Source organism: Bradyrhizobium ingae (assembly GCF_055791185.1).
In genome coordinates, this window is the sequence record NZ_JBVUBB010000018.1 from 81325 (window position 1) to 105792 (window position 24468).

Here is a 24468-nt window from a genome sequence, read left to right on the forward strand (position 1 = left end):
ACAGACTCGTGGCCACCAGTTCGCGCCGCTTCGCGGGGACGACAGTGGAGGGCGAGGCGCGGCCTCTGCCAAATCCGCCCCGCCACCGACTAGCGCAATGCGCCCCGCCGCTAGCCGCCATTCCTCGCGCGCGGCTAGCAATCCCGCGGCCGCCCACTACACTTTCCCCATCGCCCTCCATCCGCCGGAACCTCTCGCATGAGCGCCTTGTTTTCCCCGATCGAGTTGCGCGGTCTGAAACTGAAGAACCGTGTCATGGTGTCGCCGATGTGCCAGTATTCGGCCGAGGACGGCGTCGCCACCGACTGGCACTTCACCCACATCAATTCGCTGGCGCTGTCGGGCGCCTCCGTGTTCTGCATCGAGGCGACGCATGTCGAGGCGATCGGCCGCATCACGCCGGGATGCCTCGGGCTCTACAGCGATGCCTGCGAGGCGGCGCTGAAGCCGATCATCGCCTCCGTGCGCAAGCACTCCACCGCCGCGGTGGCGATGCAGCTTGCGCATGCCGGCCGCAAAGGCTCTTCCGCGCGTCCCTGGGACGGCGGGCAGTTGATCGCCGCGGAGCACGGCGGCTGGCAGGCGGTCGCGCCAAGTGCGCTGCCGCACAAGGAAGGCGAGGCGGCCCCAACCGCGCTCGACCACGCCGGCATGATCCGCATCCGCGACGCCTTTGTCGATTGCACCCGCCGCGCCGAACGGCTCGGCATCGATGCGATCGAGCTGCATGGCGCGCACGGCTATCTGATGCATCAATTCCTCTCGCCGATCTCCAACCGCCGCACCGACGAGTATGGCGGGAGCTTGCAAAACCGGATGCGCTTTCCGCTCGAAGTGTACGACGCGGTGCGCGCCGCGTTTCCGCACCACAAGCCGGTCGGCATGCGCGTGTCCTCGACCGATTGGGTCGACGGCGGCTGGGATCTGCCGCAGACCATCGAATTCGTGCGCGAGCTGAAGAAGCGCGGCATCGACTGGGTCGATGCCTCCTCCGGCGGCGTATCGCCGCTGCAGAAGATCCCGCTCGGCCCCGGCTACCAGGTGCCGTTCGCGGAGGCCATCAAGCGCGAGACCGGTGTGACGACGATCGCGGTCGGCCTGATCACGGAAGCCGGGCACGCCGAGGAGATCGTCACCTCGGGGAAGGCCGACATGGTCGCACTCGCCCGCGCCATGCTCTACGACCCGCGCTGGGGCTGGCACGCCGCCGCCGAGCTCGGCGGTGTCGTCGACGCCCCGCCGCAATACTGGCGCTCGCAACCCTCGACGCAGAAGGCGCTGTTCGGCAAGACCACGTTCGGCGCGAGGTGAGGGGGCGTGAGTTACGCCCGCAGCCCCAACAACGCTGTCGTCCCGGGCTCGCGTCGCGCCCCGGGGAGGACAGCGGAACGTGTGGTCGCGCCTTCCATCATTCACGATCGCGATCGCATCACCCCTCCGTGACTCTACCAATCTTCCGCCATCACCCGAATTAGCCTAACCTTGCTGGTGCAAAACCCTCGCGAGGCCCGCCATGCGCTTTCGTTTCCGGAAGACGGCCCACCTCCTGGAGCGTTGCGGACTGGCGCTGGCGGGGGCGGCGTGCGGCCTGTTCGTCGGCGCTTATGTCGGATCGGCGATCCCGATGCTGACCACGCAGGGCTTTCTGCTCCTGATGATGTTGCTGGGTGCCGTCGGCTTCTACCTCGGCATCGACACGCCGCAGCTTCCCTTCGACGACGCGCACTCCCACATCGACGCCGCGGAATTCCTGAGCTCGGCCGGCACCCTCTGCGCCAGCGTGACCGCCTTCGCTTCCGTCGCCGTCATCGTGCTGCGCGAGGACCCGCACATCGTTTGGACCTGGCTCGTCTTCCTCGGCTGGATCGCCGGCGTCGCCATGCAGATCGTCGCCGGCGCAAAGGCGCGGTGGCGGAAGTAGGGCGGTCTTTCTCGGTCGTCCTGGCGCCGGGACGACGGCGAAGCCAGTGGCGCTAAAACACCACGCCCACCTTCGTCCCGCGCTTCCATGCGACGCGGCAGCGCTTCCTCGTGTTGACGTGGAGCAGTTCGAAGCGATCGGGAATTTTCACCTGGCCGCCGAGATCGACGCAGGCGCCGCCCGGCGAATAATCGATCAGCGTGCAGTTGATCACCGGCGCCTTCGGGTCCGTGATGATCTTGGCCTGCCGCGACACCAGCCCGCTCGGCTTGACGCGTGTAAATCGGCGCGGATGCTGCACGTCGCTTGTCCTCCTCGGCGAATGCGCTCCGGGAAATAATGGAACAGAGTGTCGCACCATCACGCTAATCTTTGCGTAAGAATTTTAGCGATTCTTCGAAGCGATTAAGAAAGCGTTAGCCAAGCGCTCCTTCTCACCCCGCGGCGCGCTCTTCCCCTCTCCCCTTGCGGGAGAGGGTGGCTCGCCGCGGCAGCGGCGAGACGGGTGAGGGGTTCTCTCCGCGGGCGAACCTCTTGCAAGCGAGCGTGCGGAGGCAACCCCTCATCCGGCGCTTCACGCCACCTTCTCCCGCAAGGGGAGAAGGGATGGCAGTGTGCTCACCTTACGCCGCAGATCTCGACACCCCCTCACGCCGGCTCCATCATCGCTGACGCGTGCGGCCCCACCGGCATCGGCACGGTGACGAACTGCTGCGGCAGGTTCACCGGCTTGTAGTCCGGCACGTCAACCATCCGCTGCACGACGCTCTGATGCATATGCGCGCCTTCGGGGATCAGGCGCGGCTCGCAGTCGGGGATGTAGAAGCCGAAATGCACCTGACGCTCCGGCCATTCCTTGTATGTCGCGCTCTTCGGGATGTATTCGAGCACGCGCCAGGCCGGCGTCATCGAATTGTGCATCTCGCCCTTCACGTCGGGCGCGACGTAAGTGAACGGGCTGTTCTTGCGCTGCACGCCCCAGGCGAGCTGGTTCACCGTGCGCGGATTGAAATGCAGCCCCGCCTTCATCGCCTCGTCGATCATCCACAGCAGCGGATATTTCGACAAGCTGCTCTCGCTCTCGGCATAGCCGCCGCCGACGTCGCAATGCACGCCGGCAAAATACACCTGCATGATGTCCTGCGGCTCCTTCTTCTCGTCGGGGACGAAGCGGTTGCTCCAGAACTGCTGCGGCTCGATCCACTCCTTGAGGCGAAACATGCAGCGTCGCTCGTCGATCGCGATCGCCTGGCGGAAGATCTTCACGCTCGGGTTCTGCAGTGTGAAGGCGAGCTCCTCCAGGCTCGGCCAGTACAGCCGGTCCGGCCGCGGCACGATCACGCTGGCGACCGTGTCCCACACGCCGATGAAGCGGATGGTCGGCCAGCGCGAGGAGGTGATGCGCGCGAACTGCGCAGCGAGATCGAAGCGGTCGGTCGGCAGCGGTCCGTCCTCGTCGGCGCCCGCATCGGTGAGATCGGGGAGATCGTTGCCGCGCCCGGTGCCGGAATACTGCTTGTAGGCGATCAGGCCGCTGCCTGCGAGGTTCGCCTGCTCCGGCGAGATCAGCCCCACCTTGTGGATCAGCCCCGCCAGCACCCGCACGGTGTAGGCGCCACGCGAGAAGCCGAACAGATAGATCTGGTCGCCCGGCGCGTAATGCTCGACCAGGAAGCCATAGGCCGCGAGCACGTTGTCGTCGAGGCCATAGCCGGTGGCGAGCCCCAGCACGAGATTGATGTTGGCCTTCCAGCGGTGCCACGTCGTCGGCTCCGTGACGGTGCCGACGCCGGGATCGTAGAACACGAGCTGCCGCGGCCGCGTCTTCTCGGTCTTGCGCAGGCAGCGATACAGTTTGAGCACATTGGAGATGTTCTCGCTGATCTCGTTCCCCGTGCCGTCGCAGCAGATGACGATGTTCTTGGGTTCGTTCCTGGGTTCGTTCTTGGCTTCGTTCTTGGGCTCGGTCCTGGCTGCGGTCGTGTGTTCGTTTCCGGCTTCGTGCTCCATCGAAGCGTCCTCTCCGGTGATGCTACCGGGGCGAGTATAGCTCATCGCCTGCATCGGCTGTTGAAATTAACCGCTTGTTAACCATACGGTCGCCTAATGTTGACGATGGGGGATCACCATGTCGGCCCAACCATGTCGGCCTATCTGACGCGACCGAAATTGATGCCTGTCCTGGCCGATCCGGCCATTCGTTCGCTCGCCAGGCTGTCGGTTCGCGCCAGGGTTGTCCTACGGAAGGCCGTACTACAGAACGCCGTCCTGCAGACCAGAACGGCTGTCCTACGGAGCAAACCCATGTTCGGAAAGGACGATTTAGTGGACAGTCTCAGCCGCGATCTCGATCGCGCGCGCGGCAGACGCGATGCACTTGCATCCGAAGCCTCGAACCTGACGGCTCAGATCGCCGAAATCGAAGCCCGCCTCTCGGAGGAGAAAAAGAGACGGGAGCGTGATCGCGTCCTGGCCGAAATCGAAGCGATCAAAGCGCGAATCAACCAGGCCGCCAGCGCGTTTGCGCCTGTCGTCGATGGTCTCTGCAAGGCGATCGAGCCGGCCGCGGCCGTGATGCCCGAGGCGCGCGAGCTCAACAGCTTCTTGATATCGGTGGCGAGCGAAATCGACAGCGTGCTCGATCCCCTGTTGCGCGGACTGGATCAGCGTGCGGACGCGGTGCGCGTTGGACAGGCGGAGCTCGACCTGCCGAGTTCGGCCAGTGAAGCGCCCATCGAGCCGCCAAAGGACACCAACGATCGCCTGCTGCGTTTTCCAGCGTGGCTGTCGCGCGACAAGGAAGCGGAGAAAAAAGAACCCGCTGAAAGCCCGCGCAGCACGGCCGCGTGAGGGAGCGGCGCGCGGCGCGCCACAAACACCGCCGTCGTCCCGGCGAAGGCCGGGATGACGACCTGTGTTTGGGCTTGCTCGTCGCGAAGTAGCTTCGACTCTCCCGACCGCTCAACTCGCGCTACGGCGCAGGAATGCCGGGATATCGAGAACGCTTTCCTCAGTCGCATTGCGCGGAGCGGCGCGGCCGTAGGGATCGAGCGGCCGGGGAGCCGGCTGGCGCGCATGGTCCGGATTCGGCCTTGCCGGTTGCGCCACGCCGGCCTCGGCGCGAATCGGCGGGCTCTCCAATTGCGGAAGCGGCGCGCTGCGCTCGATGCGATCGGCGATGCGGCGGCTGTCGTTGCGCAGCTTGCCGGCGAGCTGCGTGAGCGAGGTTTCCAGCGGCATCTGCTCCGTCGGGTCGAGATTATCGATGCCGGTCGCCACCACTGAGACGCGGACGATGCCTTCGAGGCTTTCGTCAAACGACGCGCCGACAATGATGTTGGCGTCCGGATCGGCCTCGTCGCGAATGCGGGTGGCCGCTTCGTCGACTTCGTACAGCATGAGATCCTTGCCGCCGGTGATGGAGATGATGAGGCCGCTGGCGCGCTTGATCGACGGGTTCTCGATCAACGGATTGGATATCGCGGCCACCGCCGCAGCGAGCACGCGCTTCTCGCCGGACGCTTCGCCCCGCCCCATCATGGCCTTGCCCTTCTCCTTCATGACCGAGAGGACGTCGGCAAAATCGAGATTGATCAGGCCTTCCTTGACGATGAGGTCGCTGATGCAGGCCACGCCCGAATAGAGCACCTGGTCGGCCAGAGCAAAGGCATCGGCGAACGTGGTCTTCTCGCTCGCGACCCGGAACAGGTTCTGGTTCGGGATGATCAGAAGGGTGTCGACCGTCTTGAGCAGCTCGTCGATGCCGGCTTCGGCAAAGCGCATGCGGCGCTGGCCTTCGAAGTAGAATGGCTTGGTGACCACGCCGATGGTGAGAATGCCGAGCTCGCGCGCAATCCTGGCGACGACGGGTGCAGCTCCGGTGCCGGTGCCGCCGCCCATGCCGGCGGTGACGAACACCATGTGCGCGCCGGTCAATTGATCGCGGATCGTATCGATGGCCTCTTCGGCCGCGGCGCGCCCCAGTTCGGGCTGCGAGCCGGCGCCGAGGCCTGCCGTCACCTTGGTGCCGAGCTGGATCAGCCGCCGCGCCTTCGACATCGCAAGCGCCTGCGCGTCGGTGTTGGCGACGACGAACTCGACCCCCTGCAGCCCGGCCGTGATCATGTTGTTGACGGCATTGCCGCCGGCGCCGCCGACCCCGAACACGACGATGCGCGCCTTCATTTCCTGAAGATCGGTGATGCCTGCCATTTGTCCCTCGCGTTGGTCCGGCAAGCCGGGGGTTTGAGAAAGTCTCGCGCGCTACCTGCAGGCCGCGCGGTCTGATTGCACGATGGACGCGGCGAGGCGTCCCAGTCGAAGCGCGGCCTGCCCCGCGATCGAGCCGCCGGCCCGGCGACCGATCCGCAGGTCCGCCACTTCGTCTTCCAGCCGTGCCGCCCATTCATTGACGGCCTTGGTCTCGGCGGTCGCCTGCAGCAGCTCGACGGTGAGGCGATCGGCGCGCTCCCGCTCGCGCTCGAAATCCGCTTTGTAGCCGGCGGCCTTTGCTTCGAGCCGCGCGATCTCCGCCTTGAAGGCCTCGCTCCTGAATGCCTCGATCCTTGCCATGGAGGCGGCGATAGGGTCCGCCCGGCGACCGGTTCGCGGGCGGGGCGTGTAGCGGAGTGTGGTGAAATCGACGCCGACCCGCGCCTTGCCGTCACCCGAACGCGAGCGCGGCAATCGGCGTCGTCTGGCAAGCGAACGAGCGGCCTCCCGCGAGATGTCGAGGCGGGCGCCTAGCTCGGCATACGTCAACAACTCAACGGACATCGGCTGTCATCCTGGAGTGAACCGGGAGGCATTTCGGGCTGATGATGGCTGGACGATGTGTTGAAGCTAGGCTGCGTTGGTTAATGGACGGTTAACGGGGGAGGAGAACCTCCAAATGGCTCCCGATCCTTCTCGGGAGTACCACGGTTAAGCATCGGGAACGCTGATTTGCGGCATACCGTCATCTCCTGCTTTGAGCAGTTCGCATAGGCATTTGCCGCCGAGTTGTTTGATCGGGATAAACATCGAGTGTGCAACCATAGAGCCGTATCCGTGCTTGGCGATCCCGCTTTCATCCTCCATGCCGCTGCTCACAACTCCATGGACGTAAATTCGCTCATCATCGAAGATTGGACTGCCACTCATTCCGCCGGGTAGTTTCAAAGAGGCAGCAAAACAAGGCCCTGGTGTACGAACTACTGGTTCTGCCGAATTGTTGGGGAAATGCTCAAGAATATCACCGGTTGAAACATGCAAATGGAAATGAAGATCGCCCATGCGCCTACCCGCTTGGTCTTCTTCAAACGGAACATCGCGCATACCCGCGTAACCCACGGCAATGGCCCGTTTGCCGACAGTCAATCCTACTCCTCGAATCCCGGGCTGGATCAACGATAGCGGTTGGTACGGCGATAAGTCTGGCGGTTGGCGTATCTTACAGATGGCTGTATCCGTCGTAAGCTTGACGCCCGATCCGGGCAATCGCCATGGCAATGGGTGCTCCGTTCCCTGTGCCAGGAATGCAGCCCATTCGATATCTCTGAACACCCACCCGCTACCTTCAAAGACTGGATTTGTGGGGACCAATACACCGAGATGAAGTTGATCTAATCGCCAATTGTTTTCATGTGTCTTTTGCGGCCCGCCGTAACCTCGTTCGATGGGATCAGTCACCACATGCGCGGCTGTGATCAACAGACCGGTAGCGCTTACAAAAAAGCCGGTGCCTAGACAACGGAGGAGGCTTTCGCCCGGGACTATAGCGACAACCGGAACGATCGATTGACCAAGCGTCGCCAGAACCGTGTTGACGTAGTTGGGCTGGGCCAAAAGTAAATCGTCTTCGATTTGGTAGAAGTCAGTTTCGCTATGGCTGCTCGGCTTTAAGGGTATTACCGCAACGTTCTGGATGCCGAGCCTACCGTCGGCACGCCGACCAAATAGTGGCTTTAAGATTGATAAAGCTGCTGGTTGGTCGGTTAGCATAATGATGAGTCCAAAGCCGGAGCAAAGCTAACTCACCAGGAGGATATCAGATTCGTTCTCGATCAAATAAACATCACCTCTTGGCCTTATCCAGTTCGACTAGAAAGTCGTCGATATGAGCTTGAGCCCAAGGATCTTCGATCCATTGCTCGTAGCAGGCATGCATTAGCTCGGAATATGGGACGTACAGAGCCTTTCCCAGTTCTTCAAATCAGTCATGGTTTTCGTGACCCCTTGCGTTGCGCGCCGCCCAAAACAAAAACGGCCGGATCTTTCGACCCGGCCGTCACTCAAACTCAACTCTCTAAAGCTACGCCACGCGACGCTTACGCGTGCCCCCGGCCCAGCTCGTAAAACTCTTAGCTCGCCTTCTTCTCAGCTACCGCGCTGCCGACCTTCTTCTCGATCTGGCGCTTCAATTCCAGGGCGCGCGGGGAGAGGTCGCCGGCGCGGGCCTTGACGAGGTAGGCGTCCAGGCCGCCATTGTGGTCGACGCTCTTGAGCGCATTGGTGGAGACGCGCAGGCGCACGTTGCGCTCGAGGGCTTCGCTGATGAACGTCACGTTGACGAGATTCGGCAGGAAGCGGCGCTTGGTCTTGATGTTGGAGTGGCTGACCTTGTGGCCGACGAGGGGGCCCTTGGCCGTCAGTTCGCAGCGGCGAGACATGTTAAAAACCCTTTCCGTTCCCCCAACGATTTGCGGCGGCCATTCGGGGCGCCACGGGGGTGCAAATTCTCTGTCCTTGCAGGGAGCGGGCGGACGTATAGGGGGGAAGGGGCGGGTAGTCAAGGCGATGGCGGCTTGCGCCGGTGCCAGTTCCCCCTCTCCCGCTTGCGGGAGAGGGTTGGGGTGAGGGTGCTTCAGCGGGCGAGGACCCCTCGGCTTCGCGGAGGGTGTCCCCGGGTGGAGAGAGCCCTCACCCGCGCCTTCGGCGCGACCTCTCCCGCAAGCGGGAGAGGTTTTCGAGTGTGCGGCCCCACTCACGAAAACGGCAATGATTGAAATGCCTTACCAACACACAAAGGGCGTAATCGGGGCGGAAACAGGGGCCTGTTCCAAGCGGCCGGGCGTTGATTGCCGTGGCCCCGACATTGTTTGCCGCCGGTTTTGGCTTAAGTACAGGGCTAGCGGTATCATCGGATTGCAACTGAACGTGATCATGCCTCTGTCTTTCTCGCCCCGGCCGCGTGCCCACGGCTGGCTGGCCCTGATGGCGCTTTGCGGCCTCGGCTGGGATATGGCGCCGGCGGCTGCTCAAGGGCGGCTCGAGGCGCAGTATGAGGCGACGCTGTCGGGCATTCCGGTCGGCCGCGGCGCCTGGACCATCGACATCCAGGAAGACGTGTTCTCGGCTGCGGCCTCGGGCGGCACCGTCGGCATCCTGAAATCCTTCACCGGCGGGTCCGGCACCGGCGCCTCGCAGGGGCGCGTGGTCAACGGCGCCCTGGTTGCGACCGGCTACCAAGCTTCCACCACCACCTCGAAGAAGACCGAGGACATCCACATCGTCCTCGACAAAGGCAACGTGAAGGAGTTCGGCATCGCGCCGGAGCCGCCGGTCGACGCTGATCGCATCGTCGTCACCGAGGCGCATCGCCGCGGCGTCTGGGATCCGATGACGGCCTCGCTCTTGCGCGTGCCCGGCACCGCCGATCCGGTGTCGCCGGAGGCCTGCCACACCGGCGCTCCCGTGTTCGACGGTCGCATGCGCTACGACCTCAAGCTCGATTTCAAGCGCATGGAGAGCGTCAAGGCGGAGAAGGGCTATCGCGGCCCGGTCGTGGTCTGCGCGCTCTATTTCGTGCCCGTCGCCGGCTACATCCCGGATCGCCCGGTCATCAAATACCTCGCCGCCCAGCGCAACATCGAGATCGCGTTCGCGCCGGTTGCGGGCACCCGCATCCTGGTCCCGTTCTGGGTGAAGATCCCGACGCCCCTGGGGCCGGCCATGCTGGAAGCCACCAGCTTCATCACCGCCCCCCAGCCGCCGAAGGTTGCGAAGACGCAGTAGGCGTCCCGTTAGGGCGATCTTGTCTGTGGCGACAGACCCCTCACCCGTCTCGCCGCCGCTTTCGCGTCGGCGATCCACCCTCCCCCGCAAGGGGGGAGGGGAAGAGCCTCCTCATGAATCCATTTGACTCTCAGTCGATTCTGATTCGACTCCAGCCTATCCCCAATCTTAAGGAACTCGCCCCGAAAACGCCGCTTGTGCGGGACACCAAAACTCCATCTAGTGCGTTTGAAAACGCCCTGGCGCGAGATGTTGCGTGAACGAATCCGGAAGCAGAGGGGAGTCAGCGATTCGGCCGCGATTCGTTCCGGAGTCGTTCCGAAGCTTAAGCGCAGGGCGGAAAGCGTTGCAAAATGAGACAGTTGCGGGCCGCCACATCCTCCGCTGTCATGCCCCCGGTCAAGCCGGGGCATGACAGCGGAGGATGCGGGGCGATCACAGCGGTAGGTGTGACAAGCACTCCGCCCCCAAACGCCACTGACAAACGGCCCAATCACGACTAGCTAATCTCACAGAATGGCCTTTCCTCCCTCCTCCTTCGCCTCCGAGCGTGCGCCGGGCGCCGGCGTCACTGCGGTGCTCGGGCCGACCAATACCGGCAAGACTCATCTCGCCATCGAGCGGATGCTCGCGCATTCGTCCGGCATGATCGGGTTGCCGCTGCGGCTGCTCGCGCGCGAGGTCTATAACAAGATCGCCGATCGCGCCGGGGTGGAGAGCGTCGCGCTCGTCACCGGCGAGGAGAAGATCAAGCCGAAAAATCCGCGCTATTGGGTGTCGACTGTCGAGGCCATGCCCAGGGATCTCGACGTGTCCTTTCTCGCCGTCGACGAAGTGCAGATCGCCTCCGATCTCGAGCGCGGCCACGTCTTCACCGATCGCATCCTCAACCGCCGCGGCCGCGACGAGACGCTGCTGCTGGGTGCTGCGACAATGCGCCCGATCATCGAGCGCCTGTTGCCGGGCGCCTCCATGATCACGCGTCCGAGACTCTCCAGCCTCGAATTTGCCGGCGACCGGAAAATCACGCGGCAGCCGCGGCGTACCGCGATCGTCGCGTTCTCCGCCGATGAAGTCTATGCGATCGCCGAATTGATCCGCCGCCAGCATGGCGGCGCCGCCGTCGTGCTCGGCTCGCTCTCGCCGCGCACGCGCAATGCGCAGGTGGCGATGTTCCAGAATGGCGACGTCGATTATCTCGTCGCCACCGATGCGATCGGCATGGGCCTCAATCTCGACGTCGACCACGTCGCCTTTGCGAGCGATCGCAAGTTCGACGGCTACCAGTTCCGCCGCCTGACGCCGGCCGAGTTCGCGCAGATCGCAGGCCGCGCCGGCCGCGCCACGCGCAACGGCACGTTCGGCACCACAGGGCGCTGCGCGCCGTTCGAGCCCGAACTCGTCAATGCGCTGCAGAACCACACCTTCGATGCCGTGAAGATGCTGCAATGGCGCAATTCGAAGCTCGATTTCTCCTCGCTCGGCGCGCTGCAGGTCTCGCTCAATCTGCCGCCCGGACATGAGGCGCTGACGCGCGCGCCGATTGCCGAGGACATGCGCGTGCTCGATCACGCCGCCCGCGACGGCGAGGTCCGCGACAAGGCGCACGGCAAGGCGGCGGTGGAACGGCTGTGGGAGGCCTGTCAGGTCCCCGATTACCGCAAGCTGTCGCCGGCGGCCCATGCCGAGCTCGTCACCACGCTCTACGGCTTCCTGATCGACAAGGGCTGCATCCCCGATTCCTGGTTCGCCGCCCAGGTCGACCAGTCCGACCGCATCGACGGCGACATCGACACGCTGTCGGGCCGGATCGCGCAGATCCGCACCTGGACCTTCGTCGCCAACCGCCCGGACTGGCTGAAAGACCCCGAACGCTGGCAGGGGGTCACGCGGGAGGTCGAAAATAAATTGTCAGATGCGCTCCATGAACGGCTTACAGAGCGTTTCGTTGATCGTCGTACCAGTGTATTGATGCGCCGCCTGCGGGAGAACACGAGCTTGAATACTGAAATCGGCAAGACCGGCGAAGTCATCGTCGAAGGCCACGTCATCGGCCGCCTCGATGGCTTCACCTTTGCACCGGATGCTGCGGAGGCAGGATCCGATGCGAAAGCCTTGCAGGCTGCGGCGCAGGCGGTGCTCGCCGGCGAGATCAATGCGCGCGCCGAGAAGCTGTCCGCCGCACCCGACGAGCAATTCGTGCTGACCTCCGAAGGCACCATCCGCTGGACCGGCGACGCGGTCGCGCGTCTCGTCGCCGCAGAGGAGGCGCTGCATCCGCGCTTGCGCATCATCTCCGACGAGCGGTTGACTGGCGGCCCGCGTGAAAAAGTGCAGGCACGGCTCGAGCTCTGGCTCAAGACGCATATCGAAAAGCTGCTCGGGCCGATGTTCGAGCTGTCGAAGGCCGAGGACGTCACCGGCATTGCCCGCGGCATCGCCTATCAGCTCGTCGAGGCGCTCGGCGTCTTGGAGCGGCCGAAGATCGCCAACGAGCTGAAGGATCTCGATCAGCCTTCGCGCGCGACGCTGCGCAAATACGGCGTGCGCTTCGGCGCCTATCACCTCTATTTCCCGCAGCTCCTCAAGCCCGCCGGGCGCGCGCTGGCCGCGCTGCTCTGGGCACTCAAGCACGACAATGTCGATCTGTCGGCGCTGTCGGGCGCGCAGCATCTGGCAAGCTCGGGCCGCACCTCGTTCCCAACCGACAAGGCGTTGCCGCGCGATGCCTATCGCGTGCTCGGCTACAAGCAGTGCGGCGAGCGCGCCGTGCGCGTCGACATTCTAGAGCGCCTTGCCGATCTGATCCGTCCCGCGCTCGCCTGGCGCGAGACTTCGCCCGGCGAGAAGCCGGCCGGTGCGTTCGACGGCCGCAGCTTTATCGTGACGCAGGCGATGACCTCGCTGACGGGCTCCGCCGGCGAAGACTTCGCCTCGGTGCTGCGCGCGCTCGGCTATCGCATGGACAAGCGCCCGCCGTTGCCACCGAAGCCGGTGGTTGCCGAGACGGTCGCGGCCGAGACGCCGCCCGTTGAAGGCACCGCAGAAACGTCGAGCGAGAGGGCGGCGGAAGCCGTTGCCGAACTGCCGGCGGATGACGCGGCGCCTGTCGTTGAGACGCCCATTGAGGCGGCGGCCGAGCCGGTTACCGTCGAGGATGCGCCGGGCATGGAGCAGTATGAGGAAGAGCCTCATGCCGAGCCCGCGCTCGAGGCGACGCCCGATGCGCCGGTGACGCCGGAGGATGCGCCCGGCATCGCGCCGCCGGCCGATGAAGCTGCCACCGTCGAAGCCGCCACCGAGGCCGCTCCGGCTGCGGCTGCCGCCGCCGTCGAAGCTGCCGCATCTGCTGACGCCGCCGCGCCTTCGGACGCTGCCCCCACCGAGCCGCAGCTCGTCGAGGTCTGGCGTCCCGGCGGCCGTCACGAGGACCGCAAGCCGCGCCACGAGCGGCACCGTCCCCGCCATCACCACCAGCCGCGCCCGCAGGAAGGCGCGCAGGCCGCGAGCGCTGCGCCCGGCGAAGCTGCCGAAGGCGCAAAGCCCGGCGAGCGGCATCGTCATGGCGGCGGTCGCAAGGACTTCCGCAAAGGCCGCGAAGAGGGACAAGGCGGCGAGCGGCGCGACGACAAGGGCCGCCGCTTCGAGGGCCAGGAACGTAACAAGGACCGCGACAAGGATCGCGATCGGGGCAAGGGCAAGTTCGGTGAGCGCGACGGCGGCCGTGGCCGCGACCGCGACAAGGGCCGCGATCGCCGCGACCGCGAATCCGGTCCGTCGCATCGCCCCTATGCCTCCAGCGCGTCCCCGCGCGAGCGCGATCGGCCCATCGATCCGAACTCGCCGTTTGCAAAGCTCGCCGCGCTGAAAGAGCAGCTCGCCGGCCGCAAGGAGTAGCGTAGCGGTTCGCGTGAAGAAAACGCGTCAAAAGGAATAGCGCCACGACGACCGAGCGCCAGCGGATCGACAAATGGCTGTGGCACGCGCGGGTGGTGAAAGCGCGCAGCTCGGCGGCCGAGCTCGTCGAAAGCGGCCATGTCCGCGTCAACGGCGTGCGCGAAACCTCGCCCGGGCATGCGATCAAGGTCGGTGATGTCCTGACCATTGCGCTCGATCGCACCGTGCGGGTCATGAAGGTGGTCGCCTTCAACGAGCGGCGCGGCGACGCAAGCTCCGCTCGCGTGCTGTATGAGGAGTTGAACGAGCGCAAAGCGTAATTAATTGCGTCTGGCGTTCACTTCTTGGCCGAAGACTTGCGAAAACCGGTCATGATCGGCCGTTCCCGACCTTGCGGCGTGGGTATTTACGCGCTACGCAAGCCGCGAATTTGAGAGAGCTTTTCGGAGCGTTGTGGATGACTTACGTCGTCACTGAAAACTGCATCAAGTGCAAGTACACCGACTGCGTCGAGGTCTGCCCGGTAGATTGCTTCTACGAGGGCGAGAACATGCTGGTCATTCACCCCGATGAATGCATCGATTGCGGCGTGTGCGAGCCGGAATGCCCGGCGGATGCCATCAAGCCGGACACGGAACCGGGCCTCGAAAAGTGGCTCGAAGTGAACGCCGAATACGCCAAGAGCTGGCCGAACATCACCCAGAAGAAAGATTCGCCGGAGGACGCGAAGGAGTTCGACGGCAAGGATGGCAAGTTTGAGAAATATTTTTCTCAAAACCCCGGTTCTGGAGACTAACTCGGGTCAAACTTAACCCTAATACCTTAGTCAGCGCCACAAACAGGCCAAAAGACCCCTAAATCATTGATTTTTGCGGGAAATGTGCTATATTAGGCACATTAAGCCGAACCCCGTCAGCCCCGTTGGCCCCTCTGGGTTCCCGTGAAACCTCATGTCGAACAGGGGCGTGGCAGTTTTCCGCGCGCAGGCTGTGTCACAGAAAACGCGTAAAAAGAGTACTTCTGCCAAGGCGTCCCATAAGGATGCCAAAAAAGTCGCCGCGGCCAGCCGTAGCGCATCCGCATCCAAGGGTCGTGCCGCGACTAAGCACACGGCTGCAAAGTCCTCGAAGAAAAGAAGCGCAATGTCTCACAAGACTGCCAAGCCGGCCGCGAAAGCGACCGTTTCCAAGCCTGCAGCTGCCAAGGCTGCGGTCAAGCCTGCCGTGAAAGCACCTGTTGCCGCCGCGCCCAAGGCGCCGGTCGCCGCCAAGGCTCCCGTCAAGGCCCCCGTCGCTGCTGCCAAGCCCGCCGTGAAGCCGGCCGCCGCTGCGCCGAAGGTCGAGGAAAAGAAGGTCGTGACCCAGCGCCAGGGCTTCAAGGCCAACGAGTTCGTCGTTTATCCCGCTCACGGCGTCGGCCAGATCCTGGCCATCGAGGAGCAGGAGATCGCCGGGGCCAAGCTCGAGCTGTTCGTCATCAACTTCATCAAGGACAAGATGACGCTGCGCGTTCCGACCGCCAAGGTCGCCAATGTCGGCATGCGCAAGCTGTCCGAACCGGCGCTGGTCAAGAAGGCGCTGGAGACCCTCAAGGGCCGCGCCCGCGTCAAGCGCACCATGTGGTCGCGCCGCGCCCAGGAATACGAAGCGAAGATCAACTCGGGCGACATCGTCGCAATCGCGGAAGTCGTGCGCGACCTCTACCGCTCCGAATCGCAGCCCGAGCAGTCCTACTCTGAACGCCAGCTCTACGAAGCGGCGCTCGATCGTCTTTCCCGCGAGATCGCGGTGGTGCAGCACTCGACCGAGACCGAAGCGGTCAAGGAGATCGAGGCGCAGCTCGCCAAGAGCCCCCGCCGCACCAACGCCAAGGCGGAAGCCGCCGAGGGCGAGGCGGATGCCGAGGGCGATATCGACGATACCGACGGCGACGATACGGCAGTCGCCGACGAGGCCGCGTAAGCCGCTCGCTTCGGCTCGCGGCAGGCAGATCCAAAGCCCGGCCGAACGGCCGGGCTTGTTCGTTTTAGTGCGAGGGCAAAGGCCCTCGAAGGCCTGAGTGAAGCAAAGGAGCGGGCAGCCCGACGTTTGGATGCGCAACGAACATCTGGCGAGCGGATCTGTCAGCCCTTATGTTCTTCAGTTCGGTCGTGAACGGCTTTGTCACGACCGCGCGGTAGGATGGTCCAGGCCCGTCTGATAGGCGGGCCGTTGGCTTTATGGGAGCTCGGTGATGAGCCGCTCGAACCGTACCGAACATATCCGCCTCACCTCCCATCCGGAGCCGGGCGGAAAGGCAGCCTTTCCGCTTCAGTGGGGCGCCGCGGATGCGCGCGCGCGCGGGCCGATCATCGGCACAGTGTCCCGAGCCCAGGACCGCAACGTCATCGGCAGCCATGGCGGCTCCTATGCCGTCTATCGCGCGCTCGCGGTCTCCGCCGGCGCGCTCGATCCGATCCGGCGTCCCGATCTCACCAACACCTTCCCGGCCGCGACCATCGGGCCGTTCCCGCAATGGAGCGATCCCGAGAAGATCGTCGCGCTCGATCCCTGGGGGCATCTCGTCGCCGAGAATTTCGGCAAAGAGATTGCCGAAGGCGCCGACATCCGGCCCAGCATCGCGGTGACGCGGGCGCGGCTGGACCTGCCGGAGATCCGTGGCGCGCTGGTTGCCAAGCGGCTGAAGCCGGACGGCGAGGTCGTGCATGCCAATGGCAGCGTGTCGGTGGTGAAGATCGCGATCGATCCCGTCTGGTATCTGCCGGGCCTTGCCGTGCGTTTCGGCACGACGGAGACCGAGCTGCGACGCACCCTGTTCGAGCAGACCGCCGGCATGTTCCCCGAGCTCGTGACGCGGCCCGACATGAAGGTGTTCCTGCCGCCGATCGGCGGTACCACGGTCTATCTGTTCGGCGACGTGACCAAGCTGCCCGATCATCGCACCAGGATCACCTGCCGCGTGCACGACGAATGCAACGGCTCGGACGTGTTCGGTTCCGACATCTGCACCTGCCGTCCGTACCTCATTCACGGCATCGAGGAATGCGCGCGCGGCGCGCAGGAAGGCGGCCTTGGGCTCGTCGTCTACAACCGCAAGGAAGGCCGCGCGCTCGGCGAGGTGACGAAATTCCTGGTCTACAATGCGCGCAAGCGCCAGGAGGACGGCGACGCAGCCGCTGCCTATTTCGAGCGGACCGAATGCGTCGCGGGCGTGCAGGATGCGCGCTTCCAGCAATTGATGCCGGACACGATCCACTGGCTCGGCCTGAAGCGCATCGATCGCTTCCTGTCGATGAGCGACATGAAATATGACGCGCTCACCGGGCAGGGCATCGATATCGTCGAGCGCGTGCCGATCCCGCTGGAGCTCATTCCGGCCGATGCGCATGTCGAGATTGCCGCCAAGAAGGCAGCCGGATATTACGCCGAAGAGATTCCGACGGCGAAGGATCTGACCGACACGGTCGGACGTTCGCTGGAGAAATATTGAGTCACGTGATGGCGGCGGCCACAGAACGAGAGGCCCGATCGCTGCTCTCGGCGGAAGTAGTCCGCGCGCGCGCCGCGCAGATGCTCGACATCGGCCTGAGCGACGGACTGACGCATTTTGCGGTTCATCTCGATCGCATGGACGCGGCCGTGGATGCTGTGCTGGCGGTCACGCAGCGGTCCTATCCCGATCTGAACATCCCCTTTCACGCCCGCTGGCGGCACTTCGTCCTCGGCGGCGCCGACCGTTGGTCGCGCCTCGCGGACACCGTGTCCTGGCCAGACCGTGCCGCGCGGGCGCGTGCCGAATTCGATCTCGCCATCGTCAGCGTGCTGCTGGATGCCGGCGCGGGGGCTGCATGGCGATACCGCGATGCCGTGACGGGGCGGGAAATCGGCCGCTCCGAGGGGCTTGCGCTGGCAAGCCTCGACATGTTCGCGGGCGGCGCGTTTTCCGGCGACCCACGTTCGCCTTTGCGCGTCGACGCGGACGCGATTGCCGAGTTGCCGCTCGCGCGGCTTCAGTCTGGTTTTCAGGTTACGGACAACAATCCGCTGCTGGGCCTTGAGGGGCGCGTCGACCTGTTGCAACGCCTGGGCAAGCTCGCGGGGGCGCGTCCGCAGGTCTTCGGCATGCATGACCGGCCGCGTCCGGGCGGGTTGTTCGATCACCTTGCGGCACGAGCAGTGAGCGGCGCGCTCGCCGCGCCCGTCATTCTCGCCGAGGTGCTGAGCCAGCTCGGACCGATCTGGCCGTCGCGACTCGAGCTCGCCGGCATTCCGCTCGGCGATTGCTGGCGCCATCCCGCGATCAAGACCGATGACGCGACCACAGGCCTCGTGCCCCTGCACAAGCTGTCGCAATGGCTGAGCCATTCGCTGATCGAGCCCTTGCAGCGCGCCGGATTTGACGTCACCGACATCGATGGCCTGACCGGGCTCGCCGAATATCGCAATGGCGGCCTGTTCGTCGATCTCGATGTCCTCGTTCTGCGCGATGCTTCGGATGCTGAACGCTCTCACGCCGTGGATTCCCTCCTCGTCGTGGAATGGCGGGCGCTGACGGTCGCCCTGCTGGACCGGCTCGCCGAACAGGTCCGCGCCCGGCTCGGCCGCGATCGCACCTCGCTGCCGCTTGCGAGCATTTTGGAAGGTGGCACCTGGGCGGCCGGCCGCGCCGCCGCCTTTGCGCGGCGTCCCGATGGCGCACCGCCGGTCAAGGTCGTCAGCGATGGGACCGTTTTCTAACCCTCTTCCTCATTGTGGGAGAGGGTGACCTCGCCGCAGCTACTATAGATCTTATTTTGCTTAGGAGCTTTAGGTCATGGAAGGCGTCACGATCGTCGATCACCCCCTGGTCCAGCACAAGCTGACGCTGGTGCGGGACAAGTCCATCTCGACAAAATCCTTCCGTGAGCTCGTCAAGGAGATCGGCATGCTCCTGTGCTATGAGGTCACGCGCGATCTTCCGCTCGCCGAGGTCGTCGTCGACACGCCGCTTGCGCGCATGCAGTCTGCCAAGATTGCCGGCAAGAAGCTGGTGTTCGTTCCTGTGCTGCGCGCCGGCACGACGTTCGTCGACGGCATGATGGATCTGGTCCCGACCGCGCGCGTCGCGCATATCGGGCTCTATCGCGACCCGCAAAGCTTCGCGGCCGTCGAATATTTCTTCAAGTCGCCGTCCGATCTCGGCGAACGGCTCGCGATCGTGGTGACGCCGGTACTCGCGACAGCCAACACGGCGGTGGCCGCAGTCGACCGGCTGAAGGAGCGCGGCGCGAAGGATATCCGGCTGGCTTGCCTGATCGCTGCGCCCGAAGGCCTCGAGCGGATTCGCGGCCTGCATCCGGATGTGCCGATCTGGACGGCGGCCATCGATGAAGGGCTCGACGAGCACGGCTACATCCTGCCGGGCCTCGGCGATGCCGGCGATCGGGCGTACGGAACGCGGTAGGAGCCGGACCGTGCGAAGCGGACCGGCTTACCTCCAATGAAGGACGGCCGTTAAGATGCCGGTGGGAAAGGGGACTTCGAAGCCGCCTCGAGTCGCACAATCGCTGCTCTAGCGAGGTGATCAAATGAAGCAGCCGCAGCTCCTGGCATGCCTTGCCTTGCTGAAGTCCTTGCTGAAGTCCTTGCCGAAGTTCGGCCGCTTGCGAAACGCGCGCGTGCAGCGCATCGGTTGGGTACGCGCACTCATGGCCCTCAGCGGGGCGGCGTACTTGCTGCATTCGCCCTCCCACGGGCAGGAGCCCGGGCAGCAAAGTGTCGATGCCGCATCAGGACAACGCGCGTTCAACAATGCATGTCGGACCTGCCACACGACCAGGGATGGCGATAATCGCCTGGGGCCGCATCTGTACGGGATCGTCGGAAGGAAGGCGGGTTCGCTGCCGGACTACAACTACTCCAGTGCGATGAAGGGGGCGGACCTCGTGTGGGATGAGGAAAAGCTCGATCGCTTCATTGCCAATCCCGATGAACTTGTACCGGGCAACAGCATGAAACCGTTCGGCGGACTGGCATCTGCCGGCGACAGGGCAAGAATAATTTCCTTCCTGCGCTCGGACGCGTCGCGCCGGTAGTTTGCCTTCTCACTCGCCCGTTCGCTGCCCGCTTGCCGCGACCATATGTGTCGATTGCAGCGGAGGCTTTCCCCTCAGCGCAAAAGGCCGTCGCCGATCCTCACCAACGGCTTCGCCTCTCCCATATCTCTTCGCCAATGCCACAGGATATCCTCGGTTCGCTTTCGGTCGCCGCGACGGTCCGGTATGCCGGCGTTAGGCCGGCGACCTCCATTGCCAGCTTGGTTCGGATTGCCTCCTTGAACTTCTCTCGCTCTTTGATCACCAGCATGAACGAGCCCGGTCCTCCAATCACGCAATCCTCGTAATATAAATCGAGGTTATCGATATCCATCATCGAGACGGTCGTTCCTTTCACCATGATCGGCAGGCCGTTGATCGTGATGCCCTTCTCCAGCGCCACATTGCGCGCCTTGGTCACCGGGGGCCCCTCGTTGTTCGCACCGTCGCCGGAAATATCGATCACACGCCGTAGCCCGTCATAACGGCCTTGGTCGAACAGCGGTATTGCAAACTGGATCGCGCCGGAAATCGAGGTGCGGGAACCACGGCGAACCGGCGTTTGCATGATCTCGGCTGCTACTGCATCTGCTGATTCCGCGCCGTCAATGAGGCTCCAGGGCACGATGACCCTTTGATCATCGGATGCTGACCATTCGAAATAGGTCACGGCGATCCTTTTCTTCGGCCCGACCTTGAGCGCCTGGAGGAATTCCTTCGAGGTGACGGCCTGCGCATAACCTTCGCGCTGGACGCGGAGCTCGTCCTCATCCATGGAATAGGAGACATCAACGGCAATGACGAGTTCGACATCGACGGATGGCAATGCGTCCTTGTCGGCCAAACGATACGCGAGATTTCCGACGGCAGTACTGGCGACGTTGCCTCCAGCGAGAGCGATTGCGATCAGCACCCTCAGAAGCCAGGCATAGTTGCGCATGGCGGTCCTCGTTTCGGGTTGTGCTCACATGCGCGCGCTTCAGTCGCTGCGCGCGCATGTCCAGTTGATTGCGGAGACGTCGACAACCAGTCCCTGTGGGGCGAAACGGCGCACCGGACTTTCGTTGCCGCCGCCCCGGACAAAACACGGTCCGAGGCGGCTTTCTGAAATCATGCTTGAGTCAAAAAGGGCATCGACAAAGCTGAGCTTGATAAAGGTATGCAAGGGGATCCGCGGGCGGTGCACCTACCGCGACGAGAATCCGACTGTAGTAAGCTCCGGGGCCTTCTGCTGAGCGATCAAGCTGTGGCGTGGAGTCAGCACGGCGATCTGATGGGGAGAAGCGGGCATGCCGGCAACCTCATCCATCGGAGCGGGCGACTGCTCCTGGACGCCGGACGCTCCCATCACAGCAACCTGGTGCCACGTGATCGGAAAGCCCATGAGTTCAAAGCTTGGAAGTTCTGCTGCCCCCGCAGAGAAGCCGACGACCATCGCCGGCGCAATCGCAACCATCAAGAACATCTTCTTCATGGCAATCTCCTTCCGTCGGCTATGTGCGGAAAGTGAACCAGCTCACATCCCGCCTCGACGAATTGAACTATGCTATTTTCCTGCGCACCGTAACTTGCCACACTAGCAAACGAACGGCAGGTCTTCTTGGTCAATTGCGAACGGAAGCGCCGAACCTGGGTACGCGAATTGTCAACACGCTCGGATTGTGGTTCGGCTGAATAAGTTGCCGGCAGGATGCTGATCGAAGGGACAATCACGTGGCTCTCCGATCGAACCGCTCAGCAGATGGCTCGATACTCCCGGAGTGGGGTACCGCCGGCTGCGTGCGACAAGAGGGTATTCTCTCAGCATCTCACCCTCGACTCCGCACTTGCTTCGCGAGGTATTGAGGCGCGTCTGAGGTCGAAGCTCATGAGTGAACCAGGAAAGCACCAGACGTCGGAATGCTTGCCTGAATTCGCAACATTTCGACTTTCGACGGACAAGTTTCCCCGGCGGCAGCGCCTGTCGATGTGGCGCGAGGAATTCGGCGACAAGATTCTTCGTGTCGATATCGAGCCGTTGTCGGATACTCCATTCCACGCCAAGTCGACGTTGCGTATCCTGCCGGGGCTGAACGCGTTCTCTTCGGCGTCATCGCCGCTTCGGTTTCGCCGCACGAGCGATGCAGCGGATGCTGATGGCTCCATCGCCCTGATCATAAACATGACGAAGGGCTCCGTGGTAAGTCAGCGCGGCCGGGAGGTGACGCTCCGCGCAGGCGATGCCGTGGCGGTGCATCACAGAAGCAAAGGGAGCGTGAGCTTTGCCGAAGGAAGCTATTTCGCCCTCGTGATCCCGCGTGCCGAGCTTGCGTCGCGTCTGAACAATATCGATGAGCCGACGATGCAGCCTATCCCGCGCGAGCAGACCACGCTGCGGCTCATGAGAAGCTACATGCGTCCGCTATGGGATGAGCTTCGCCTGGCCACGTCCGAGCTGCGCTGCCTGGTGACGACGCATGTTCATGACCTTGCGGCGATGATGCTGAGCCGTGACCATCTGCCGGGTGAGAGCAATGCCAGCGCAGTGGTCGCGACCCGCTTGGCCGCCGTATTGGATTACATCGGCGCTCACTTTGACGACCCCGAGATCAATCTGGAGGTGGTTGCGCATAGCCAGGGCGTCTCGCCCCGCTATCTGCAGCGGCTGCTCGAAACCTCGGGATCGTCGTTTACCGCCCAGGTCAATGAGTTGCGCCTGCAGCGTGCGTTCGCGCTTCTGACGGAGCCGGCCGCGAGCCCGAAGCTGATTTCCGATATTGCATTGGAGGTCGGCTTTTCCGACATCTCCTATTTCAATCGATCGTTTCACTCGCGCTTTGGCGAGTCGCCGAGCGGCATACGAAGCCAGTCGAGAAGATCGGATTGACGCTGGCGGCGGACCGCAACTCCGTGGCTGGAGCCCATCGGCTTGAGGAATGTGAGCCGTTCGCCCGCACCGCCGTATTCGCCGCGATCTATGGCTCTCCCGCACGCGCCTGGGTCCAAATCGCCATCGGCTGCTCGAGGCCGCGGACGGCCTGCGGAGGCTGGGCCATCAGCGGGAGAAATGCCGCATTGGCCTCACCGAGCTCGTCCCTGGCGCGCCTGACGAGGTCGTCGCTTGCCACCAGCGTGCAACCCAGCTTACGCGTCAAGGACTCGAGCCGGCTTGCCGCGTTCACGGTCGAACCGATCACCGCAAATTCGAGGCAGGTCAGCCCGATATCGCCGAGCACGACGGGTCCGTAATGCAGGCCGAAGCTGACGCGGATCGCCGGCTCGCCGGCTGCTCCGCGCTGTTCGTTCCAGCGGTCCGCGGCCGCCATCATCGCCTGCGCGCAGCGTAGCGCGTTGATGGCGTCAAGCTTTCCGACGAAGGGTGTGCCGAAGGTCGCCATCAGCCCGTCGCCGAGATATTTGTCCAGCGTGCCGCTGTGACGGAACACCTCCTGCTCCATCAGCGCGTGAAATTCGCGCAAGGTGCGCACGACGTCTTCCGGCGTTCGCGCATCGGCGAAGGCCGTGAAGCCGACGATGTCGACGAACAGCACCGCGACGTTCTGCGTACGCACCTGTTTCAGCGGCTCGTCATGGCGCGACAGCTCGTCAACCACATTGGGCGAGAAGTAGCGCGCGAGATTGCCGCGTTCGCGCTCCACTGCGGCGTGGCGGATCAGCAGGTCGTTGCTGCGGCGCACCGCCAAAGCGAGCGTCACCGCGACGATCATGAACACGACGATCTCCTGGATACGCGTGGCGAACCCGATCGAGTCGGGCGAGATGAGCTGAAGCAGCCGGTGATCGCTGCCGATCGCCGCCGCGATGCGGGCGGTTCGCGCGGGATCGGGGTCGGGCTGCCACCACACCCAGGCAACGCCGATGATCCAAAGCGCCGCGGTCCACGTGCCGACGGCGATGACGGTTCGCCAGGAATAGGCCAGCGTCGCGCCCGACAGCAGAACGAAGAAATAGATGAAGTTGCCGAAATGGAGTTGCATCGCCGCCGGCCAATGCCCTGAGCCAAGAGGGTTCGGTCCCAGGAGCACGAACGTCAGCAGCGCGAGGTCGCAGAACAACAGCGCCAGCTCCAGCCTCGACACGCCGACGCGGCCGACCCTGACCTGCGCCCAGCCGATCAGCGCGAACAGGCCGAGCAGAGCCACATAATAGATCTGCTCCCATGCCGGATTGATGTAGACGAGCAGGCAAGCGATCACCGCGAGCGCCACATAGCGCGCCCGCACCGCCATCTGCAGGCCCTCCTGCTTGGCGGCTGCCAGCGCGGCCTGCGCAAACTCGACGGTTTCGATCTCGCGCCGATCGCGCGCACGCGGCAATACGGCAGACAGGTCAAGGCGCTCGACAAGCGTGGTCACGGGGCGGTCTCCTCGTGCGGACCTTTGCGGCACATTGACGAATGTCAGCGGCCGCAACAAACGAATAGTGCGGAGAAGGTTGTCGCGCCAGTCGCACGACGGCGCCGCAGGCTGAGTTCCGGTCGCGCGGCCGACCGCTGTGTCGCGGCCGCGCAACACATGGTGACAGAACCGCTTTCGATTTCGCGCAAGTCCGTATGGAATTCGCGACCGTCCAAGAAGGCGGG

Annotated in this window: 22 protein-coding genes; 13 read left to right on the plus strand and 9 right to left on the minus strand. The window is 64.0% G+C overall.

Annotated features, from left to right (window positions below):
* Positions 1-198 precede the first annotated feature (198 nt).
* Positions 199-1311: an NADH:flavin oxidoreductase/NADH oxidase gene (locus ACV1FX_RS24370; protein ID WP_473120107.1), complete on the plus strand. Its 1113-nt coding sequence runs from the start codon at positions 199-201 to the stop codon at positions 1309-1311.
* 202 nt (positions 1312-1513) lie between these two features.
* Positions 1514-1921, plus strand: coding sequence for a hypothetical protein (locus ACV1FX_RS24375; RefSeq protein ID WP_473120108.1), 408 nt, complete (start codon positions 1514-1516; stop codon positions 1919-1921).
* A 52-nt stretch (positions 1922-1973) separates the two neighbouring features.
* On the opposite strand, the gene ACV1FX_RS24380 is transcribed toward ACV1FX_RS24375, so the two are convergent.
* Both ACV1FX_RS24380 and ACV1FX_RS24385 read right to left on the minus strand, forming a co-directional pair.
* The gene (locus ACV1FX_RS24380; protein WP_473120109.1) at positions 1974-2222 is read right to left on the minus strand and encodes a PilZ domain-containing protein; all 249 of its coding nucleotides are present in this window, start codon (positions 2220-2222) and stop codon (positions 1974-1976) included.
* Between the two features lie 347 nt (positions 2223-2569).
* Positions 2570-3931 (minus strand): DUF2235 domain-containing protein, encoded by a 1362-nt coding sequence (locus tag ACV1FX_RS24385; protein ID WP_473120164.1) that lies wholly within the window; start codon positions 3929-3931, stop codon positions 2570-2572.
* Between the two features lie 315 nt (positions 3932-4246).
* Here ACV1FX_RS24385 and ACV1FX_RS24390 point away from each other — a divergent pair, with 315 nt between their 5' ends.
* Entirely contained in the window at positions 4247-4771 is a 525-nt protein-coding gene (locus ACV1FX_RS24390) for a hypothetical protein (protein WP_473120110.1), read from the plus strand.
* Positions 4772-4882: 111 nt separating this feature from the next.
* Here the strand turns inward: ACV1FX_RS24390 and ftsZ are convergent, their stop codons facing one another.
* The 4 genes from ftsZ to rpmB form a co-directional block, all read right to left on the minus strand.
* Positions 4883-6133 carry a cell division protein FtsZ gene (gene ftsZ / locus ACV1FX_RS24395; RefSeq protein ID WP_473120111.1) on the minus strand — a complete coding sequence of 417 codons (1251 nt, stop codon included), beginning with the start codon at positions 6131-6133 and terminating at the stop codon, positions 4883-4885.
* A 51-nt stretch (positions 6134-6184) separates the two neighbouring features.
* Positions 6185-6697 (minus strand): hypothetical protein, encoded by a 513-nt coding sequence (locus ACV1FX_RS24400; RefSeq protein WP_473120112.1) that lies wholly within the window; start codon positions 6695-6697, stop codon positions 6185-6187.
* Positions 6698-6844: 147 nt separating this feature from the next.
* A complete protein-coding gene (locus tag ACV1FX_RS24405; RefSeq protein ID WP_473120113.1) occupies positions 6845-7903 on the minus strand; it encodes a trypsin-like peptidase domain-containing protein in 1059 nt (352 codons plus the stop codon).
* A gap of 359 nt (positions 7904-8262) precedes the next feature.
* Positions 8263-8571: a 50S ribosomal protein L28 gene (gene rpmB, locus ACV1FX_RS24410; RefSeq protein WP_473120114.1), complete on the minus strand. Its 309-nt coding sequence runs from the start codon at positions 8569-8571 to the stop codon at positions 8263-8265.
* Between the two features lie 544 nt (positions 8572-9115).
* Between rpmB and ACV1FX_RS24415 the strand changes: the two genes are divergently transcribed.
* The 9 genes from ACV1FX_RS24415 (at position 9116) to ACV1FX_RS24455 (ending at position 19886) form a co-directional block, all read left to right on the plus strand.
* Positions 9116-9916 (plus strand): DUF3108 domain-containing protein, encoded by an 801-nt coding sequence (locus tag ACV1FX_RS24415; RefSeq protein ID WP_473120165.1) that lies wholly within the window; start codon positions 9116-9118, stop codon positions 9914-9916.
* 516 nt (positions 9917-10432) lie between these two features.
* A complete protein-coding gene (locus tag ACV1FX_RS24420; RefSeq protein WP_473120115.1) occupies positions 10433-13813 on the plus strand; it encodes a helicase-related protein in 3381 nt (1126 codons plus the stop codon).
* 65 nt (positions 13814-13878) lie between these two features.
* A complete protein-coding gene (locus ACV1FX_RS24425) occupies positions 13879-14133 on the plus strand; it encodes an RNA-binding S4 domain-containing protein (protein ID WP_473120166.1) in 255 nt (84 codons plus the stop codon).
* A gap of 137 nt (positions 14134-14270) precedes the next feature.
* Positions 14271-14609: a ferredoxin FdxA gene (fdxA, locus tag ACV1FX_RS24430; RefSeq protein WP_473120116.1), complete on the plus strand. Its 339-nt coding sequence runs from the start codon at positions 14271-14273 to the stop codon at positions 14607-14609.
* A 346-nt stretch (positions 14610-14955) separates the two neighbouring features.
* Entirely contained in the window at positions 14956-15774 is an 819-nt protein-coding gene (locus ACV1FX_RS24435; protein WP_473120117.1) for a CarD family transcriptional regulator, read from the plus strand.
* 271 nt (positions 15775-16045) lie between these two features.
* Positions 16046-17302, plus strand: a complete 1257-nt coding sequence (locus ACV1FX_RS24440; protein WP_473120118.1) for a GTP cyclohydrolase II — start codon at positions 16046-16048, stop codon at positions 17300-17302.
* Positions 17303-17310: 8 nt separating this feature from the next.
* Positions 17311-18549 carry a URC4/urg3 family protein gene (locus ACV1FX_RS24445; RefSeq protein ID WP_473120119.1) on the plus strand — a complete coding sequence of 413 codons (1239 nt, stop codon included), beginning with the start codon at positions 17311-17313 and terminating at the stop codon, positions 18547-18549.
* Between the two features lie 76 nt (positions 18550-18625).
* On the plus strand, positions 18626-19255 hold the full coding sequence (upp, locus tag ACV1FX_RS24450; RefSeq protein ID WP_473120120.1) for a uracil phosphoribosyltransferase: 630 nt from the start codon (positions 18626-18628) through the stop codon (positions 19253-19255).
* A gap of 124 nt (positions 19256-19379) precedes the next feature.
* Positions 19380-19886: a c-type cytochrome gene (locus ACV1FX_RS24455; protein ID WP_473120121.1), complete on the plus strand. Its 507-nt coding sequence runs from the start codon at positions 19380-19382 to the stop codon at positions 19884-19886.
* 100 nt (positions 19887-19986) lie between these two features.
* Here ACV1FX_RS24455 and ACV1FX_RS24460 read toward each other — a convergent pair whose 3' ends face one another.
* Together ACV1FX_RS24460 and ACV1FX_RS24465 are read right to left on the minus strand one after the other, a co-directional pair.
* The gene (locus ACV1FX_RS24460; RefSeq protein ID WP_473120122.1) at positions 19987-20826 is read right to left on the minus strand and encodes a DUF1194 domain-containing protein; all 840 of its coding nucleotides are present in this window, start codon (positions 20824-20826) and stop codon (positions 19987-19989) included.
* A 246-nt stretch (positions 20827-21072) separates the two neighbouring features.
* The gene (locus ACV1FX_RS24465; protein WP_473120123.1) at positions 21073-21360 is read right to left on the minus strand and encodes a hypothetical protein; all 288 of its coding nucleotides are present in this window, start codon (positions 21358-21360) and stop codon (positions 21073-21075) included.
* 492 nt (positions 21361-21852) lie between these two features.
* On the opposite strand from ACV1FX_RS24465, the gene ACV1FX_RS24470 reads away from it, so the two are divergent.
* Positions 21853-22752 carry an AraC family transcriptional regulator gene (locus ACV1FX_RS24470; protein ID WP_473120124.1) on the plus strand — a complete coding sequence of 300 codons (900 nt, stop codon included), beginning with the start codon at positions 21853-21855 and terminating at the stop codon, positions 22750-22752.
* 88 nt (positions 22753-22840) lie between these two features.
* Here ACV1FX_RS24470 and ACV1FX_RS24475 read toward each other — a convergent pair whose 3' ends face one another.
* Positions 22841-24241, minus strand: coding sequence for an adenylate/guanylate cyclase domain-containing protein (locus ACV1FX_RS24475; protein ID WP_473120125.1), 1401 nt, complete (start codon positions 24239-24241; stop codon positions 22841-22843).
* Positions 24242-24468 lie beyond the last annotated feature (227 nt).

What these genes read in the sequence shown, in the direction of transcription:
- ACV1FX_RS24370 (WP_473120107.1), top strand. Translation starts at nt 199, where the DNA reads ATGAGCGCCTTGTTTTCCCCGATCGAGTTGCGCGGTCTGAAACTGAAG.
- ACV1FX_RS24375 (WP_473120108.1), top strand. Translation starts at nt 1,514, where the DNA reads ATGCGCTTTCGTTTCCGGAAGACGGCCCACCTCCTGGAGCGTTGCGGA.
- ACV1FX_RS24385 (WP_473120164.1), bottom strand. Translation starts at nt 3,931, where the DNA reads ATGGAGCACGAAGCCGGAAACGAACACACGACCGCAGCCAGGACCGAG.
- ftsZ (WP_473120111.1), bottom strand. Translation starts at nt 6,133, where the DNA reads ATGGCAGGCATCACCGATCTTCAGGAAATGAAGGCGCGCATCGTCGTG.
- ACV1FX_RS24400 (WP_473120112.1), bottom strand. Translation starts at nt 6,697, where the DNA reads ATGTCCGTTGAGTTGTTGACGTATGCCGAGCTAGGCGCCCGCCTCGAC.
- ACV1FX_RS24405 (WP_473120113.1), bottom strand. Translation starts at nt 7,903, where the DNA reads ATGCTAACCGACCAACCAGCAGCTTTATCAATCTTAAAGCCACTATTT.
- rpmB (WP_473120114.1), bottom strand. Translation starts at nt 8,571, where the DNA reads ATGTCTCGCCGCTGCGAACTGACGGCCAAGGGCCCCCTCGTCGGCCAC.
- ACV1FX_RS24415 (WP_473120165.1), top strand. Translation starts at nt 9,116, where the DNA reads ATGGCGCTTTGCGGCCTCGGCTGGGATATGGCGCCGGCGGCTGCTCAA.
- ACV1FX_RS24420 (WP_473120115.1), top strand. Translation starts at nt 10,433, where the DNA reads ATGGCCTTTCCTCCCTCCTCCTTCGCCTCCGAGCGTGCGCCGGGCGCC.
- fdxA (WP_473120116.1), top strand. Translation starts at nt 14,271, where the DNA reads ATGACTTACGTCGTCACTGAAAACTGCATCAAGTGCAAGTACACCGAC.
- ACV1FX_RS24435 (WP_473120117.1), top strand. Translation starts at nt 14,956, where the DNA reads ATGTCTCACAAGACTGCCAAGCCGGCCGCGAAAGCGACCGTTTCCAAG.
- ACV1FX_RS24440 (WP_473120118.1), top strand. Translation starts at nt 16,046, where the DNA reads ATGAGCCGCTCGAACCGTACCGAACATATCCGCCTCACCTCCCATCCG.
- ACV1FX_RS24445 (WP_473120119.1), top strand. Translation starts at nt 17,311, where the DNA reads ATGGCGGCGGCCACAGAACGAGAGGCCCGATCGCTGCTCTCGGCGGAA.
- upp (WP_473120120.1), top strand. Translation starts at nt 18,626, where the DNA reads ATGGAAGGCGTCACGATCGTCGATCACCCCCTGGTCCAGCACAAGCTG.
- ACV1FX_RS24455 (WP_473120121.1), top strand. Translation starts at nt 19,380, where the DNA reads ATGAAGCAGCCGCAGCTCCTGGCATGCCTTGCCTTGCTGAAGTCCTTG.
- ACV1FX_RS24460 (WP_473120122.1), bottom strand. Translation starts at nt 20,826, where the DNA reads ATGCGCAACTATGCCTGGCTTCTGAGGGTGCTGATCGCAATCGCTCTC.
- ACV1FX_RS24465 (WP_473120123.1), bottom strand. Translation starts at nt 21,360, where the DNA reads ATGAAGAAGATGTTCTTGATGGTTGCGATTGCGCCGGCGATGGTCGTC.
- ACV1FX_RS24470 (WP_473120124.1), top strand. Translation starts at nt 21,853, where the DNA reads ATGTGGCGCGAGGAATTCGGCGACAAGATTCTTCGTGTCGATATCGAG.